We start from the raw sequence: 14,545 nt of genomic DNA, 5'->3' as shown, positions 1-14,545 counted from the left end.
GGCAGACTACGTGCGTTCCTGCTCCTTGGAGGCGAGCTTGCCGTCCCGGAAGCACAGTTTGTAGGACAGCTCCGGGTTGTGCGAGGTCCGGTACCGCGTGCAGCCGTCCGAGCCGAACCGTCCGGGCCCGAACTCGTTCATCACCTCTTCCTCGCCGGTCACGCCCACTTTCAGCGAGTCGAAGTACGGCGCGTTCATCTCCATCGGGTTGAGGAGCGCGAACACCAGCAGCACGACGAGCGCGCCGGTGACCGGCAGCAACGCGAACAGGCCGAGGCACCCGCCGCCGAGCACGCGAGGCACGGTCAGCACCTCGGCCGCGAGCGGGGGCGGCACCTCGGCGACCTCCGCCGCGGACTGGTCGGCCGCGGCGGCCGGACGCAGGGGCACGTCCGCGGCCACCCGCCAGCCGCCCTCGGCAGGGGGACCGGCGGTGAACGAGCCGCCGAGCAGGCCGACGCGTTCCTCCAGGCCGACCAGGCCGCGCCGGGTGCCCGTGCCGGGGGTCGCGGCCGACGGGCCGTTGAGCACCTGGAGCCGCACCCGTCCGCCGCCGGCCGAGACCTGCACCCGCGCACGGGCGCCGGGGGCGTGCTTGTGGACGTTGCTCAGCGCCTCGCGGACCACGCGGTGCACGGCCCGGCGGGTGCGCGGGTCGGCGTCGTGCAGGTCGTCGCCCGACCAGTCGAGCGACACCGTGAGCCCCGCGTTCACCGAGCTCTCGACCAGCGCGGCGATGTCGGACCGGGTGCCGGTGTCCTCGTCGAGCGACTCCGGTTCGGGGTTGGTGCGCAGCACGCCGAGGATCTCGCGCAGCTCGGCCATCGCGAGCGACGACGTGGTGCGGATCAGCTCGGCCTGGTCGTGCAGCTGGGGAGCCTTGGTGGCGGTCGCCAGCTCCAGCGCGCCCGCGTGGATGGAGACCAGGCTGAGCCGGTGGCCGAGCATGTCGTGCATCTCGCCGGCGATGTGCGCGCGTTCCTCGGTACGGGCGGACGCGGCGGTCAGCGCCCTCGCGCGTTCCAGGTACTCGTTGCGTTCGCGCAGGACCCGGACCATCGGACGGCGGCGACCCAGCAACATGCCGGAGACGGCGGGGAAGAGCACGAAGAACATCGAGTTGAGGACCGCGGTGAGCAGTGTCTCCGCGAAGGACATGCCGGGGCCGTGGTCCTGCACCAGGCTGAACGCGCTCTGCAGCGCGATCACGAGCCCGAGCAGCGCCCACAACCTGCCCAGCGGCGTGATGCGACGGCACGCGGCGAAGACGACGAACGTCGTGATGGCCTGCGCCCACAGGTTGTTCACCGCGAACAGCGGCGCGGTCAGCAGCAGTGCCCACACGGGCTTGCGCGGCGCCAGCCACACCAGCGCCGCGGTCCACAGCGCCGTCGCGACCGTCAGCGCCGGGTGGGGGTCCGGTGCCAGCGGCGCGACCAGCGGCACCAGGCCGGTCACGAACGCGAGGACGGGCCAGACGAACCTCACCGCGGCAGCTCCTTCTTCGTGGTCAGCACACCGCCGCGGTCGAAGCACAGCTCGAAGTCGAGGTCGTCCGCGTCCCGCACGCGGTAGCGCAGGCACCCGTCACCGGCGGAGGACTTGCCGAAGCCGAACCTGTCGGTGACCTCCTCCTCGTCCGCGACGGAGACCTGCAACGCGTCGAACTCCTCCCGGCTCATGTCGGCCCTGGCGAAGATCGCCAGGGCGAGCAGCACGAACGCCGTCAGGACCGCGGGGACCAGCGAGAGCGTGGCGAGACAGCCGCCGCCCACCGCGCGCGGCGTGGTCAGCACCTCGGCGGTGATCGGGGGAGGCGCCTCGGTCACCGCGCCCTGCCCGCCCGTCTCCTCCTGCGCCACCGGGTGCAGCGGCAGGTCGGCCGCGACCCGGAACTTGCCCCCGAACGGCCGCGCGTCGAACGTGCCGCCGATCAGCGCGACCCGTTCCTCCAGGCCGATGAGCCCGCGCCGGGTACCCGCGCCCCTCGGTTCGCTGCTCAGGTCGCTGGCCACCTCGACGCGCACCCGGTCCGCGACGTGCACCGAGACGCGGGTCCGTGCCGACGGCGCGTGCTTGTGCACGTTCGTGAGTCCTTCGCGGACGATCCGGTGGACCGCCCGGCGCAGCCGCCGGTCGGCGTCGGCCAGGTCGTCGCCCGACCAGTCCAGGAAGACGGACAGCCCCGCAGCGGTCGACGCCGCCACGAGCCGTTCGACGTCGACGCGCGTGCCCGCGTCCTCGTCGGCGTCGGACGACCCGCCGAGGACACCCAGGATCTCGCGCAGCTCCTCCATCGCGACGGTGGATGTCCTGCGGATCAGCTCGACCTGTTCCCGCAGCTCGGGAGCCTGCTCGGCGGCGGACCGCTCCAGCGCGGCGGCGTGCGCGGTGAGCTGCCGGAGCCGGTGGCTGAGCATGTCGTGCATCTCGCTCGCGATGTGGGCGCGCGTCGCGGACCTGGCGGTGTTCGCGGTCAGCACCCGCGCGTGCTCCAGGTAGTCGTTGCGCTCCATCAGGACCTGGGTCAGCGGCTTGCGCCGGCCGATCAGCCCACCGGCCACGGCGGGGAAGATGAGCAGGAAGACCACGGTGAACCCGTTGTTGAGCAGGTAGTCGGTCAGGCTCTCCGCCGCGTACCAGGAGTAGAGGGCGCCGGAGCCCACCTGCAGCGGCGCCGCGACGCCGATCAGCGCCCACAGCTGTCCCTGCGAGCGGACCGACCGGGCGGCGCGGAACACCACGAGCGCGGCCGGTGCGATGGCCAGCAGGTTGTTGGTCGCGTTGAGGGGAGCGGTGAGCACGATCGCCCACTTCGGCCGGTGCTCGCTGAGCGGCACCAGCGCGGCCGACCACACCGCGGAGGCCACGACCACCCACCAGGGGACGGGCTTGCCGAACGGCGCCACCAGCGTCACGAGGGACAGCAGGAAGGCGCTCGCCGCCCACAGACCGTCCCGCACCTTCCCGTTCACGCTGATCATCATGGTCGACGGTGGTGACGGCGCCCAGCGCCAGGTGGCCTGAACGGGTGGACAGGTGGCCACACTCGGTTGAGTGAGTTTGCATGACCGTGCATAATCATGCGCATGACAGTGAGGATCGCGGTCGCGGGCGCCAGCGGATACGCGGGTGGCGAGCTGCTCCGCCTGCTACTGGGTCATCCGGACGTCGAGATCGGCGCGTTGACGGCGCACAGCAGCGCCGGCGACCTGCTGCTCAAGCACCAGCCGCACCTCCTGCCGCTCGCGGACCGCCGCCTGCAGGACACCACAGCCGAGGTCCTCCGGGGCCACGACGTGGTCTTCCTCGCACTTCCCCACGGTCACTCGGCGGCCATCGCGGAGCAGCTCGGCGACGACGTGGTCGTGGTCGACTGCGGCGCCGACCACCGGCTGACCAGCGCGGACGACTGGACGCGGTGGTACGGCGGCGAGCACGCGGGCTCCTGGCCGTACGGGCTGCCGGAGCTTCCCGGCCAGCGGGACGCGCTCGTCGGCGCCCGCCGCGTGGCCGTCCCCGGCTGCTACCCGACCGTCTCGTCGCTGGCGCTCGCACCGGCCGTCGGCCTCATCGAGGACGAGGTCGTCGTCGTGGCCGTCTCCGGCACGTCGGGCGCGGGCAAGTCGCTCAAGCCGAACCTGCTCGGGTCCGAGGTGATGGGCTCGGCCAGCGCGTACGGCGTCGGCGGCGCCCACCGGCACACGCCGGAGATCAGCCAGAACCTGAGCGCCGTGGCCGGCCGCCGGATCGCGGTCAGCTTCACGCCGGTGCTCGCGCCGATGTCGCGCGGCATCCTCGCGACCTGCTCCGCCCAGCTCAAGGACGGCGCGGACGTCCGCGAAGCCTACGAGAAGGCGTACGCGGACGAGCCGTTCGTGCACCTGCTCCCCGAAGGCTTCTGGCCCACGACGAACGCCGTCCTGGGCTCGAACGCCGTCCAGCTGCAGGTGGCCGTCGACGCCGACCTGAACCGGCTCGTCGTCGTGGCCGCCGTCGACAACCTGGCGAAGGGCACCGCGGGTGCCGCCGTCCAGTGCATGAACCTCGCCCTCGGACTGCCGGAGACCTCCGGCCTCTCGACCGTTGGAGTCGCTCCGTGAACCGCACCAAGGGCGTCACCGGCCCGCAGGGCTTCCGCGCCGCCGGGATCGCCGCCGGGATCAAGGAATCCGGCGCGCTCGACCTCACGCTCGTCGTCAACGACGGCCCGTCCGACTCGGCCGCGGGTGTCTTCACCACCAACAAGGTGAAGGCCGCGCCCGTGCTCTGGTCACAGCAGGTCGTCCAGTCGCACCGGCTCACCGCCGTCGTGCTCAACTCGGGCGGCGCCAACGCGTGCACCGGCCCCGAGGGCTTCCAGGACACGCACGCCACCGCCGAGAAGGTCGCCGAGGTGCTCGGCACCGGCGCCGTCGACGTCGCGGTGTGCTCCACCGGGCTGATCGGCGAGCGCCTGCCGATGGACAAGGTCCTCGCGGGCGTCGAGACCGCCGCGAAGGAGCTCGACTCGTCGGTCGAGGCCGGTCTGCGTGCCGCCACCGGCGTGATGACCACGGACAGCCGCCCCAAGCAGTCCTGGAAGGCGTCCGAACAGGGTTGGTCCGTCGGCGGGTTCGTGAAGGGCGCGGGCATGCTCGCCCCCAACCTCGCCACGATGCTGTCGGTGATCACCACCGACGCCAAGATCTCCGGCGAGCAGCTCGACAAGGCGCTGCGCCTCGCCACGTCGCGGACGTTCGACCGCCTCGACGTCGACGGCGGCACGTCCACCAACGACACCGTGCTGGTCCTCGCCTCCGGCGCGTCCGGCGTCGAGCCGTCGTTCGACGACTTCACCGCGCTGCTCACCGAGGTCGCGGGTGACCTCGTCAAGCAGCTGCAGGGCGACGCCGAGGGCGTGACGAAGGAAATCAGCATCACCGTGAAGCAGGCCGCGAGCGAGGCCGAGGCCGTCCTCGTCGGACGGACGGTCGCCGAGGACAACCTCGTGAAGACCGCGCTGTTCGGCAGCGACCCGAACTGGGGCCGCATCGCGATGGCCCTCGGCCGCGCCGACGCCGAGATCGACCCGGACGTCCTGCAGATCATCATCAACGGCGTCTCGTTGTACCGCAACGGAACCCGCGACCGAGACCGGTCCGAAGCCGACCTGTCCGGCCGTGACGTCGAGATCGTCATCGACCTCAACGTCGGCGACGCCGAGGCCACCGTGCTCACCACGGACCTGTCCCACGACTACGTCGAAGAGAACAGCGCGTACTCCTCATGAACGCACAGGAAAAGGCGGCCGTCCTCGTCGAGGCACTGCCGTGGTTGCAGCGCTTCCGCGGCGCGCTCGTCGTCGTCAAGTACGGCGGCAACGCGATGGTCGACGACGAGCTGAAGAAGGCGTTCGCCGAGGACATGGTGTTCCTGCGGCTGTGCGGCCTGCGCCCGGTCGTCGTCCACGGCGGCGGCCCACAGATCAAGTCCATGCTGGACCGGCTCGGCATCCACAGCGAGTTCCGCGGCGGCCTGCGCGTCACCACGCCCGAGGCGATGGACGTCGTGCGGATGGTCCTCGTCGGCCAGGTCGGGCGCGAGCTCGTCGGCCTGATCAACCAGCACGGCCCGTACGCCGTCGGCATCTCCGGCGAGGACGCCCAGCTGTTCACCGCCACCCGCCGCGGCGCGCTGGTCGACGGCGAGGAGGTCGACATCGGTCTCGTCGGCGACATCACCGAGGTCAACCCCGACGCCGTGCTCGACATCGTGCGCGCGGGCCGCATCCCGGTCGTGTCGTCGGTCGCTCCGGACGTCGACGGCGTGCCGCACAACGTGAACGCGGACACGGCGGCCGGTGCTCTGGCGGTCGCACTCGGCGCCGAGAAGCTCGTGGTGCTCACGGACGTCGAAGGTCTCTACGCGAACTGGCCGGACAAGTCGTCGCTGCTGAACGAGATCCGCGCGTCCGAGCTGGAGAAGATCATGCCGGGCCTGGAAAGCGGCATGGTGCCGAAGATGGAGGCTTGCCTGCGCGCGGTGCGCGGCGGCGTCCCGCAGGCGCACGTGATCGACGGCAGGCTGGCCCACAGCGTGCTGCTCGAAGTCTTCACCTCGCAGGGCATCGGAACGATGGTGTTGGGGGACACGAAATGACCACGCGCTGGCAAGAGTCCATGATGGACAACTACGGCACGCCGTCGCTGCAGCTGGACCGCGGCGAGGGCGCGTACGTCTGGGACACCGACGGCAACCGCTACCTCGACCTGCTGACCGGCATCGCGGTCAACGCGCTCGGGCACGCGCACCCGAAGGTCGTCGAGGCGGTGACGACCCAGATCGCCAAGATCGGGCACACGTCCAACCTCTACGTCAACGAGCCCGCGCTCCGGCTCGCCGAACGCCTGCTCGACCTCGCGGGGGAGCCCGGCAAGGTCTTCTTCTGCAACTCCGGCGCCGAGGCGAACGAGGCGGCGCTCAAGATGTCCCGCCGCACCGGCCGCACCAAGGTCGTCGCGACCGAGGGCGGCTTCCACGGCCGCACGATGGGCGCGCTCTCCCTCACCGGCCAGCCCGGCAAGAAGGCGCCGTTCGAACCGCTCGTGCCCGGCGTCTCGCACATCCCGTTCGGTGACGTCGCCGCGCTGGAGGCCGCGATCGACGACGACACCGCCGCCTTCATCGTCGAGCCGATCCAGGGCGAGCAGGGCGTTCTCGTCCCGCCCGCCGGCTACCTCCAGGAGGCCCGCCGGATCACCTCCGAGCACGGCGCGCTGCTCATCCTCGACGAGGTGCAGACCGGCATCGGCCGCCTCGGCACGTGGTTCGCCTTCCAGCAGGCCGGGATCGTCCCGGACGTCATGACGCTCGCCAAGGGCCTCGGCGGCGGCCTGCCGCTGGGCGCCACGATCGGCTTCGGCGCCGCGGCCGAGCTGTTCCGCCCCGGTCAGCACGGCACCACGTTCGGCGGGAACCCGGTGTGCTGCGCGGCCGCCCTCGCGGTGCTCGACACGATCGCCTCGGAGGGCCTGCTGGAGCACGCCTCGTCCGTGGGCAAGGAGATCGCGGCCGGGGTGGAGGCGCTGCACCACCCGGCGATCTCCGGAGTGCGGGGAGCCGGTCTGCTGCTCGGCGTCACGCTGCGCGAGGCGGTCTCGGCGAAGGCCGCGGCGGCCGCGCAGAAGGCCGGCTACCTGATCAACCCGATCCAGCCCGACGTGCTGCGGCTCGCCCCGCCGCTCGTGCTGGACACCTCCGACGCGCAGGCATTCGTCGCCGCGCTCCCCGCCTTCTTCGAGGAGACGCCGTGAACCCGAGGCACTTCCTGCGCGACGACGACCTGACCACCGAGGAGCAGGCGGCCGTCCTCGACCTCGCCGACGCCTACAAGGCCGACAGGTTCACCGCGAAGCCGCTGGCGGGCCCCAAGTCCGTCGCCGTGATCTTCGAGAAGAACTCGACGCGCACCCGCCTGTCGTTCGAGGTCGGCATCGCCCAGCTCGGCGGCAACCCGGTGATCATCGACGGCCGCTCGATGCAGCTCGGCCGCGAGGAGACCATCGAGGACACCTCCCGCATCCTGTCCGGCTACGTCGACGCCGTCGTCTGGCGGACGTTCGCGCAGGCGCGCATGGAGGCGATGGCGTCCGTGTCGCGCATCCCGGTCGTCAACGCGCTGACCGACGAGTTCCACCCCTGCCAGGTGCTCGCGGACCTCCAGACCATCCGCCGCCGCTACGGCAAGCTCGCCGGACTCACGCTCACCTACCTCGGTGACGGCGCCAACAACATGGCGCACTCGCTGCTGCTGGGCGGCGCCACGGCGGGCATGCACGTCCGCGTCGGCGCGCCCGCCGGTTTCGTGCCGAACCCGCAGTTCCTGGAGGACGCCAAGAAGCGCGCCGCCGAGACCGGCGGCTCGGTGGCGTTGATCAGCGACCCGCGCGAGTCCGTCGACGGCGCCGACGTGCTGGTCACCGACACGTGGACGTCGATGGGCCAGGAGAACGACGGCAAGGACCGCGTCGGCCCGTTCCGCCCCTACCAGGTGAACGCCGACCTGCTCGCCGCGACCGGCAAGCCCGACTCGACGGTCCTGCACTGCCTGCCGGCCCACCGCGGCTGGGAGATCACCGACGACGTGCTCGACGGCCCGCAGTCGCTCGTGTGGCAGGAGGCCGAGAACCGCCTGCACGCCCAGAAGGCGCTGCTCGTGTGGTTGCTGGAGCACTCGTCATGACCCGCACCGCACGTCAGGGCCGCATCGTCGAGCTGGTCAGCCAGCTCGTCATCCGCAGCCAGTCCGAGCTCGCGAAGCTCCTCGCCGCCGAGGGCATCGAGGTCACCCAGGCCACGTTGTCGCGCGACCTGGACGAGCTCGGCGCGGTGAAGCTCCGCGGCCCCGACGGCGGCGCGCCCGTCTACGTCATCCCCGAGGACGGCAGCCCCGTGCGCGGCGTCCAGGGCGGCACCACCCGGCTCGCCCGCGTGCTCGGCGAGCTGCTCATGTCCACGGACTCGTCGGGCAACCTCGCCGTCCTGCGCACCCCGCCGGGAGCGGCGCAGTTCCTCGCCTCCGCCCTGGACCGGGCGGCGCTGACCGAGATCGTCGGCACCATCGCGGGCGACGACACGATCCTGGTCGTGGCCCGCGAGCCGCTCACCGGCGCCGGGCTGGCCGAGCGGATCGCCGCGCTGGCCACGGGTTCCGGCGATGAATGAACCGGTGCACGCCGTCCTGACGTTCGACGCGGGCGTGCCCGTGGCGGTGGACGGCGAGACCGTCTCCGTCGCCGAGGCCGTCCGCGAGCTCAACTTCCGCGCCGGCGTCGTCAGGTCCAGCCTGGGATCGGTCGCCGTCAGGGTCGCGCGGATGGCCCTGCCGTCCGGCAGCGGCCAGGTCGACGTCTCGCTCCACGAGGGGCGCGTGGTCGGCCTGGTAGCCCGTTCGGAAGAATCGCTTTACGACTTCGCCAGCTGAGTTCGCCAAATGAGAGTTGCACCGTAATGAGTTCTTTGTGGGGTGGCCGGTTCGAGTCGGGACCGGCCGAGGCGATGGCCCGGCTGTCGCTGTCGACGCACTTCGACTGGCGGCTCGCGCCGTACGACATCGCCGGTTCCCGCGCGCACGCCCGCGTGCTGCACGCCGCCGGGCTGCTGACGGACGACGAGCTGGCCGGCATGCAGAAGGCGCTGGACGAGCTGCTCGCCGACGTCGAGTCCGGCGCGTTCACCCCGGTGCTGGAGGACGAGGACGTCCACACCGCACTGGAACGCGGCCTGATCGACCGCGCGGGCACCGAGCTCGGCGGCAAGCTGCGCGCGGGCCGTTCCCGCAACGACCAGGTGGCGACCCTGTTCCGGATGTGGCTGCGCGACGCCGCCCGCCGCGTCGCGTCCGGTGTGCTGGACGTCGTGGACGCCCTGGCCGCGCAGTCCGAGACGCACTTCGGCGCCGTGATGCCGGGCCGCACCCACCTGCAGTCCGCCCAGCCCGTGCTGCTCTCGCACCACCTGCTGGCCCACGCGCACGCGCTGCTGCGCGACGTCGACCGCCTGCACGACTGGGACGAGCGCGCCGCGTTCTCCCCCTACGGCTCCGGCGCCCTGGCCGGCTCCTCGCTCGGCCTCGACCCGGCGAAGGTGGCCGCCGACCTGGGCTTCTACGCCCCGGTCGAGAACTCGATCGACGGCACCGCGTCCCGCGACTTCGCCGCCGAGATCGCGTTCGTCCTCGCGATGGTCAGCGTGAACCTCTCGCGCATCGCCGAGGAGGTCATCATCTGGACCACCGCCGAGTTCCGCTTCGCGGTCCTCGACGACGCCTGGTCCACCGGCAGCTCGATCATGCCGCAGAAGAAGAACCCCGACGTCGCCGAGCTGGCCCGCGGCAAGTCCGGCCGCCTGATCGGCAACCTGGCGGGCCTGCTCGCCACGCTGAAGGCCCAGCCGCTCGCGTACAACCGCGACCTGCAAGAGGACAAGGAACCGCTGTTCGACTCGGTCGAGCAGCTGGAGATCCTGCTCCCCGCCTTCGCCGGCATGGTCGCCACCCTCAGGTTCGACACCGACCGCATGGCCTCCCTGGCCCCCGCCGGCTTCACCCTGGCCACGGACATCGCCGAGTGGCTGGTGCGCCAGGGCGTCCCGTTCCGCGTGGCCCACGAGGCAGCGGGCGCGTGCGTCCGCACCGCCGAGTCCCGCGGCGTCGGCCTGGAGGACCTGACCGACGAGGAGTTCGCCGCGATCTCCCCGGCCCTCACCCCCGAGGTGAGGTCCGTGCTGACCGTCGAAGGCTCCATCGCCTCGCGCAACGCCCACGGCGGCACCGCCCCCGACCGCGTCCGCGAACAGCTCGACGCCCTCGTGGCCAAGGCCGCGGCAGCACGTGACTTCTAGGCTGCTGACCAGGGAGGAGCTGGCCATCGACCCGGTCGATGCCGCCCAGCTCCTCCTCGGCTCGTACCTGGAGGCAGGCGACGTGCGCGTCCGCGTCGTCGAGGTGGAGGCGTACCGCGGCGGCGACGACCCCGCGTCCCACTGCTACCGAGGCAAGACCCCGCGCAACGAGGTGATGTTCGGCCCAGCCGGCCACCTCTACGTCTACTTCGTCTACGGCATGCACTTCTGCGCGAACGTCGTCTCCCTGACCGACGGCGTAGCCGGCGCCGTACTGCTCCGGGCAGGCGAGGTCGTCTCCGGCGAGGACATCGCGTTCTCCCGCCGCCCCGCCTCCCGCTCCGCCGCCGAACTGGCCAAGGGTCCGGCCAGGCTGTGCAAGGTCCTCGGCCTGGACCGCACCCAGAACGGCGTGGACCTGACCTCACCCGACTCGCCCGTGCGCCTGTACGCGGGGGAGCCGGCGGGCGAGGTGTTCTCCGGGCCGCGGGTGGGCGTCGCGGTGGCGATGGACGTGCCGTGGCGGTTCTGGATCGACTCGCCGGCGGTGTCGACGTACAAGCGGGGCGGCAAACGCCGCAAGTCACCGTGACAGCTTCTCCAGCGCCGCCTTGAACTCCCGCTCCAAAGCCGGATCCACCTCGAACACCAGCGGCACGGTCACGTTGATCTGCTCCCCGGCCGTCAACCGCTCGACCAGCGTGTCCGCCACCTCCCGCAGGTTCTGCGCGACCTCGTGCATCGCCCGCAGCTGCTGATCGGCGAACTGGGCCTGGATGCGTGCGGCGGCCCGTGCGCGTTCGTCGGCGTAGCTGGTGCCGTGGATTCCGCGCGCCCATTCCAGGATCTCGTCGAACGTCCGCACGAACAGCTCACCGAGGTGCACGATCCGTTCGGGGTCGCCCGGCACTCCGGGCCCGCCGAACGCGGCCTCCTGCGTGTCCGCCGTGAACACCGTGTCCACCGCGACCTTGATGATCTCGCCGAGCAGCACGTTGCGGTCCCGGATGAGCGAGATGCCGTTGCCGTGTTCGACGGAACCGTTGCGCGGCGCGTACCGCAGGAAGTGCTCCCAGTACTTCTGCTCCAGCTCCGCAAGTCCTTGTGCCACAACGGTGACGTAGAGCAGGTACTCCCAGCCGCGCGGCTTCTCCCGTGCCAGCGCGGCCACCGACTGCGGCGTGATCGGCGTGGCCGACGTGAACGACGCGCGGTGCTGTGCGAGCTTCTGCACCACGGCCTGTGCGATGACCTCGGTGCTGTGCACGCGCACGTCCAGGTAGCCGACGCTCGCAAGTAGTCCCGGCACGTCCGTGTCGTCGATGCGGATCGGCAGCAGGAACTCGGCTTGTTGCTCCAACGCGCGTGCGTTCGCCACGCGGCGTTGCAGACGCGCCCACCGTTCGTCGACGTAGTGCTGTGAGACGAACGGAAGCACGTAGCGGACACGACTGCCGTAGGTTTCGGAGGTGTGTTCGACGAGGTCCAAGCCCCAGCGCTCCACGGCCTGGTCCTCGTCGTAGTACACCGATACGCCCAGGTCCTTCAGGCGGTCGACCACCTGCAAGACCCGGGCGCGGTCCTCGTCGGCGAACGACGGGGCGACGTCGAACTCGTACTCCGGCACCCCGTGATTCTGCTAGGGCCGGACCGTCCTGCGGTACCAGGCGCGCCGATGACCGACCGGCAACGCCAGCCGCCTGATCAGGTTCGTCAGCAACGCACCGATGACCAGCCACAGCAACGCGGCCAGGCCCTCGTTGAGCAGCGTCGCCACCTTGTCGTTGTCCGGCGTGAACAGGCCGTCCAGGCCCAGGGTGACGCCGTCGGCCCACCCCGAGACGAACTGGAAGAACCCGTTGCCCGCGTTGGCCTCCGCGATCACCAGGAAGATGTGCACGAACAGCACGATCGCGAACAGCCAGCACACGACATCAATCACCGCGCAGACGGCACGCACCGTCCGCACCCTGCGGTAGTCGTCGTCACGCTCGACCACCTGCTCGACGACCGGCTCGTTCACGCGAGGCATGCGCTCGGTGGGCCGCCGTAACTCGGCATCACGTGGGTCCGTCATGCCCACGGACGTACCCGTCGGCACACCTTCCCGAAACCCGTTGGACCAGGTAGGGGACAATGGCCGTCGTGAGCGAGCACATCCTTGACGAACTCTCCTGGCGCGGCCTGATCGCGACGTCCACCGACCTCGACGCACTCCGGAAGGACCTGGACGCCGGCCCGCTCACGCTCTATTGCGGTTTCGACCCGACGGCGCCCTCGCTGCACGCCGGCAACCTGGTCCCGCTGCTCATGCTCAAGCGCTTCCAGATGGCGGGCCACCGGCCGATCGTCCTGGCGGGCGGTGCCACGGGCATGATCGGCGACCCGCGCGACACCGGTGAGCGCACGCTGAACTCGCTGGACACCGTCGCCGAGTGGGCCGGGCGCATCCGCGGCCAACTGGAGCGGTTCGTCGAGTTCGACGACTCGCCCACGGGCGCGGTCGTCGAGAACAACCTCAACTGGACCGGCCAGGTCACCGCGCTCGAGTTCCTGCGCGACGTCGGCAAGCACTTCTCGATCAACGTCATGCTGTCGCGCGAGACGGTCAAGCGCCGCCTCCAGACCGACGGCATGTCCTACACCGAGTTCAGCTACCTGCTCCTGCAGTCCAACGACTACCTGGAGCTGCACCGCAAGTACGGCACCGCGCTGCAGATCGGCGGCTCGGACCAGTGGGGCAACATCGTCGGCGGCGTCGACCTGATCCGCCGCGTCGAGGGCAAGCACGTGCACGCCCTGACCGCACCGCTGGTCACCGATGCCGAGGGCCGCAAGTTCGGCAAGTCCACCGGCGGCGGCAACGTGTGGCTCGACCCGGAGATGACCTCGCCGTACGCCTGGTACCAGTACTTCGTGAACGTCGGTGACGCCGACGTGCTCCGCTACCTGCGGCTCTTCACGTTCCTCTCCCGCGAGGAGCTCGACGCGCTGGAGAAGGAGACCGCGGAGAAGCCGCACCTGCGCACCGCGCAGAAGCGACTCGCGCAGGAGTTCACGGACTTGGTCCACGGCGAGCGCGCGACGCAGCAGGTCGTCCTCGCCTCGTCGGCGCTGTTCGGCCGCGGCGAGCTGCGCGACCTCGACGCACCGGTCCTGGAGGCCGCACTAGCCGAGGCGCCGACCGGCGAGGTCCGGCTGGCCGACGAGCCGACGATCGTCGACCTGCTGATCGCGTCCGGCCTGGCCGACAGCAGGGGCGCGGCCCGGCGGACGGTGAACGAGGGGGGTGCCTACGTGAACAACGAGAAGGTGACCTCCGAGGAGTGGAAGCCGTCCTCGTCGGACCTGCTCCACGGCAAGTGGCTGGTGCTCCGCCGCGGCAAGCGCAACAACGCCGGCGTGCGAGTGCAGCCCTGACCTGCGACTACCGGTCGCTGAAGGCCGCCGAACCCCCTCGGGTTCGGCGGCCTTCGATCTTTCTGAACGTGACGGCGGTCACAGTGTGCCGGGATTCGGGCTGCGATAGCGTGGTCCTGGGTCCTGCACGGGGCCGCTGACCTGCGGTTTTCTAGCCGCGGGTGGCTGCGGTGCCCCCGATTTGACCCTGGGTTGGCGTGCGTGTAACTTTCTCTCTGCCAGCGCGGAACGGGCCGGGAACACCGGAACGGAGTGCGGCGGAGGTCACGAACCAAGCTTCCACCCAGTGTGGTAGAGTGGGTAACCTCGAAACGACGAAGACCCAGCCGGTAGCTCGTCTGAGCTCAGAGGCCAAGGGCGTCGGAAGTTTCAAACACAAGCTTATGTACGACACAGCCTCGGATCGGGCCGCCGCATGGCGGAGCGTGATGATGAGCGCGTGTTCTTTGAGAACTCAACAGCGTGCCGAAACACAGCCAGTAATATGAATACTCCTCGTCAGGAGTATTCCTTTGAGTAGTAATACCAGATTGCCAGACATATTCCGTCTGGAGCGATCAAACACAGTCCTTATTGGAGAGTTTGATCCTGGCTCAGGACGAACGCTGGCGGCGTGCTTAACACATGCAAGTCGAGCGGTAAGGCCCTTCGGGGTACACGAGCGGCGAACGGGTGAGTAACACGTGGGTAACCTGCCCTGTACTCTGGGATAAGCCTTGGAAACGAGGTCTAATACCGGATA

At 70.5% G+C, this 14,545-nt stretch carries 14 protein-coding genes and 1 rRNA gene; 11 read left to right on the top strand and 4 right to left on the bottom strand.

Annotated features, from left to right (window positions below):
* Positions 1-6: 6 nt before the first annotated feature.
* Together BLT23_RS28475 and BLT23_RS28470 are read right to left on the bottom strand one after the other, a co-directional pair.
* Complete coding sequence (locus BLT23_RS28475; RefSeq protein ID WP_090054356.1) at positions 7-1,488, bottom strand: sensor histidine kinase; 1,482 nt, start codon at positions 1,486-1,488, stop codon at positions 7-9.
* A complete protein-coding gene (locus tag BLT23_RS28470; protein WP_176946966.1) occupies positions 1,485-2,975 on the bottom strand; it encodes a sensor histidine kinase in 1,491 nt (496 codons plus the stop codon). Before BLT23_RS28470 ends, BLT23_RS28475 begins: the two co-directional genes overlap by 4 nt.
* Before the next feature lie 114 nt (positions 2,976-3,089).
* On the opposite strand from BLT23_RS28470, the gene argC reads away from it, so the two are divergent.
* The 9 genes from argC to BLT23_RS28425 are packed head-to-tail and all read left to right on the top strand — an operon-like array spanning position 3,090 to position 10,975.
* Positions 3,090-4,103 carry an N-acetyl-gamma-glutamyl-phosphate reductase gene (gene argC, locus BLT23_RS41830; RefSeq protein WP_090054814.1) on the top strand — a complete coding sequence of 338 codons (1,014 nt, stop codon included), beginning with the start codon at positions 3,090-3,092 and terminating at the stop codon, positions 4,101-4,103.
* On the top strand, positions 4,100-5,272 hold the full coding sequence (gene argJ, locus BLT23_RS41825) for a bifunctional glutamate N-acetyltransferase/amino-acid acetyltransferase ArgJ (protein ID WP_090054353.1): 1,173 nt from the start codon (positions 4,100-4,102) through the stop codon (positions 5,270-5,272). Before argC ends, argJ begins: the two co-directional genes overlap by 4 nt.
* On the top strand, positions 5,269-6,141 hold the full coding sequence (gene argB / locus BLT23_RS28455; RefSeq protein ID WP_090054350.1) for an acetylglutamate kinase: 873 nt from the start codon (positions 5,269-5,271) through the stop codon (positions 6,139-6,141). The genes argJ and argB overlap by 4 nt, the downstream gene beginning before the upstream one ends.
* On the top strand, positions 6,138-7,295 hold the full coding sequence (locus BLT23_RS28450; RefSeq protein ID WP_090054348.1) for an acetylornithine transaminase: 1,158 nt from the start codon (positions 6,138-6,140) through the stop codon (positions 7,293-7,295). The genes argB and BLT23_RS28450 overlap by 4 nt, the downstream gene beginning before the upstream one ends.
* The gene (argF, locus tag BLT23_RS28445) at positions 7,292-8,224 is read left to right on the top strand and encodes an ornithine carbamoyltransferase (RefSeq protein ID WP_090054346.1); all 933 of its coding nucleotides are present in this window, start codon (positions 7,292-7,294) and stop codon (positions 8,222-8,224) included. Before BLT23_RS28450 ends, argF begins: the two co-directional genes overlap by 4 nt.
* Positions 8,221-8,706 carry an arginine repressor gene (locus BLT23_RS28440; RefSeq protein WP_090054344.1) on the top strand — a complete coding sequence of 162 codons (486 nt, stop codon included), beginning with the start codon at positions 8,221-8,223 and terminating at the stop codon, positions 8,704-8,706. Before argF ends, BLT23_RS28440 begins: the two co-directional genes overlap by 4 nt.
* Positions 8,699-8,965, top strand: coding sequence for an argininosuccinate synthase (locus BLT23_RS41820; RefSeq protein WP_245744279.1), 267 nt, complete (start codon positions 8,699-8,701; stop codon positions 8,963-8,965). Before BLT23_RS28440 ends, BLT23_RS41820 begins: the two co-directional genes overlap by 8 nt.
* 26 nt (positions 8,966-8,991) lie before the next feature.
* Positions 8,992-10,383, top strand: a complete 1,392-nt coding sequence (gene argH, locus BLT23_RS28430; RefSeq protein ID WP_090054342.1) for an argininosuccinate lyase — start codon at positions 8,992-8,994, stop codon at positions 10,381-10,383.
* On the top strand, positions 10,373-10,975 hold the full coding sequence (locus BLT23_RS28425; protein WP_245744278.1) for a DNA-3-methyladenine glycosylase: 603 nt from the start codon (positions 10,373-10,375) through the stop codon (positions 10,973-10,975). The genes argH and BLT23_RS28425 overlap by 11 nt, the downstream gene beginning before the upstream one ends.
* Here BLT23_RS28425 and BLT23_RS41005 read toward each other — a convergent pair.
* Positions 10,967-12,010, bottom strand: a complete 1,044-nt coding sequence (locus BLT23_RS41005) for a toll/interleukin-1 receptor domain-containing protein (protein ID WP_090054340.1) — start codon at positions 12,008-12,010, stop codon at positions 10,967-10,969. The genes BLT23_RS28425 and BLT23_RS41005 overlap by 9 nt on opposite strands.
* A gap of 12 nt (positions 12,011-12,022) precedes the next feature.
* Positions 12,023-12,415, bottom strand: a complete 393-nt coding sequence (locus BLT23_RS28415) for a hypothetical protein (protein ID WP_176946965.1) — start codon at positions 12,413-12,415, stop codon at positions 12,023-12,025.
* 113 nt (positions 12,416-12,528) lie between these two features.
* On the opposite strand from BLT23_RS28415, the gene tyrS reads away from it, so the two are divergent.
* Together tyrS and BLT23_RS28405 are read left to right on the top strand one after the other, a co-directional pair.
* Positions 12,529-13,803 carry a tyrosine--tRNA ligase gene (gene tyrS / locus BLT23_RS28410; RefSeq protein WP_090054812.1) on the top strand — a complete coding sequence of 425 codons (1,275 nt, stop codon included), beginning with the start codon at positions 12,529-12,531 and terminating at the stop codon, positions 13,801-13,803.
* Between the two features lie 570 nt (positions 13,804-14,373).
* Positions 14,374-14,545 (top strand): 16S ribosomal RNA (locus BLT23_RS28405); the annotation flags it as partial.

The sequence above is a fragment of the Lentzea fradiae genome (genome assembly GCF_900100955.1).
Taxonomy (GTDB): Bacteria; Actinomycetota; Actinomycetes; order Mycobacteriales; family Pseudonocardiaceae; genus Lentzea; species Lentzea fradiae.
This window is presented reverse-complemented; position numbering and strand designations above follow the sequence as displayed.

Coding starts and splice junctions, on each gene's coding strand:
- argC (WP_090054814.1), top strand. CDS start 3,090: ATGACAGTGAGGATCGCGGTCGCGGGCGCCAGCGGATACGCGGGTGGC.
- BLT23_RS28415 (WP_176946965.1), bottom strand. CDS start 12,415: ATGCCTCGCGTGAACGAGCCGGTCGTCGAGCAGGTGGTCGAGCGTGAC.
- BLT23_RS41820 (WP_245744279.1), top strand. CDS start 8,699: ATGAATGAACCGGTGCACGCCGTCCTGACGTTCGACGCGGGCGTGCCC.
- BLT23_RS28440 (WP_090054344.1), top strand. CDS start 8,221: ATGACCCGCACCGCACGTCAGGGCCGCATCGTCGAGCTGGTCAGCCAG.
- argH (WP_090054342.1), top strand. CDS start 8,992: ATGAGTTCTTTGTGGGGTGGCCGGTTCGAGTCGGGACCGGCCGAGGCG.
- argB (WP_090054350.1), top strand. CDS start 5,269: ATGAACGCACAGGAAAAGGCGGCCGTCCTCGTCGAGGCACTGCCGTGG.
- BLT23_RS28450 (WP_090054348.1), top strand. CDS start 6,138: ATGACCACGCGCTGGCAAGAGTCCATGATGGACAACTACGGCACGCCG.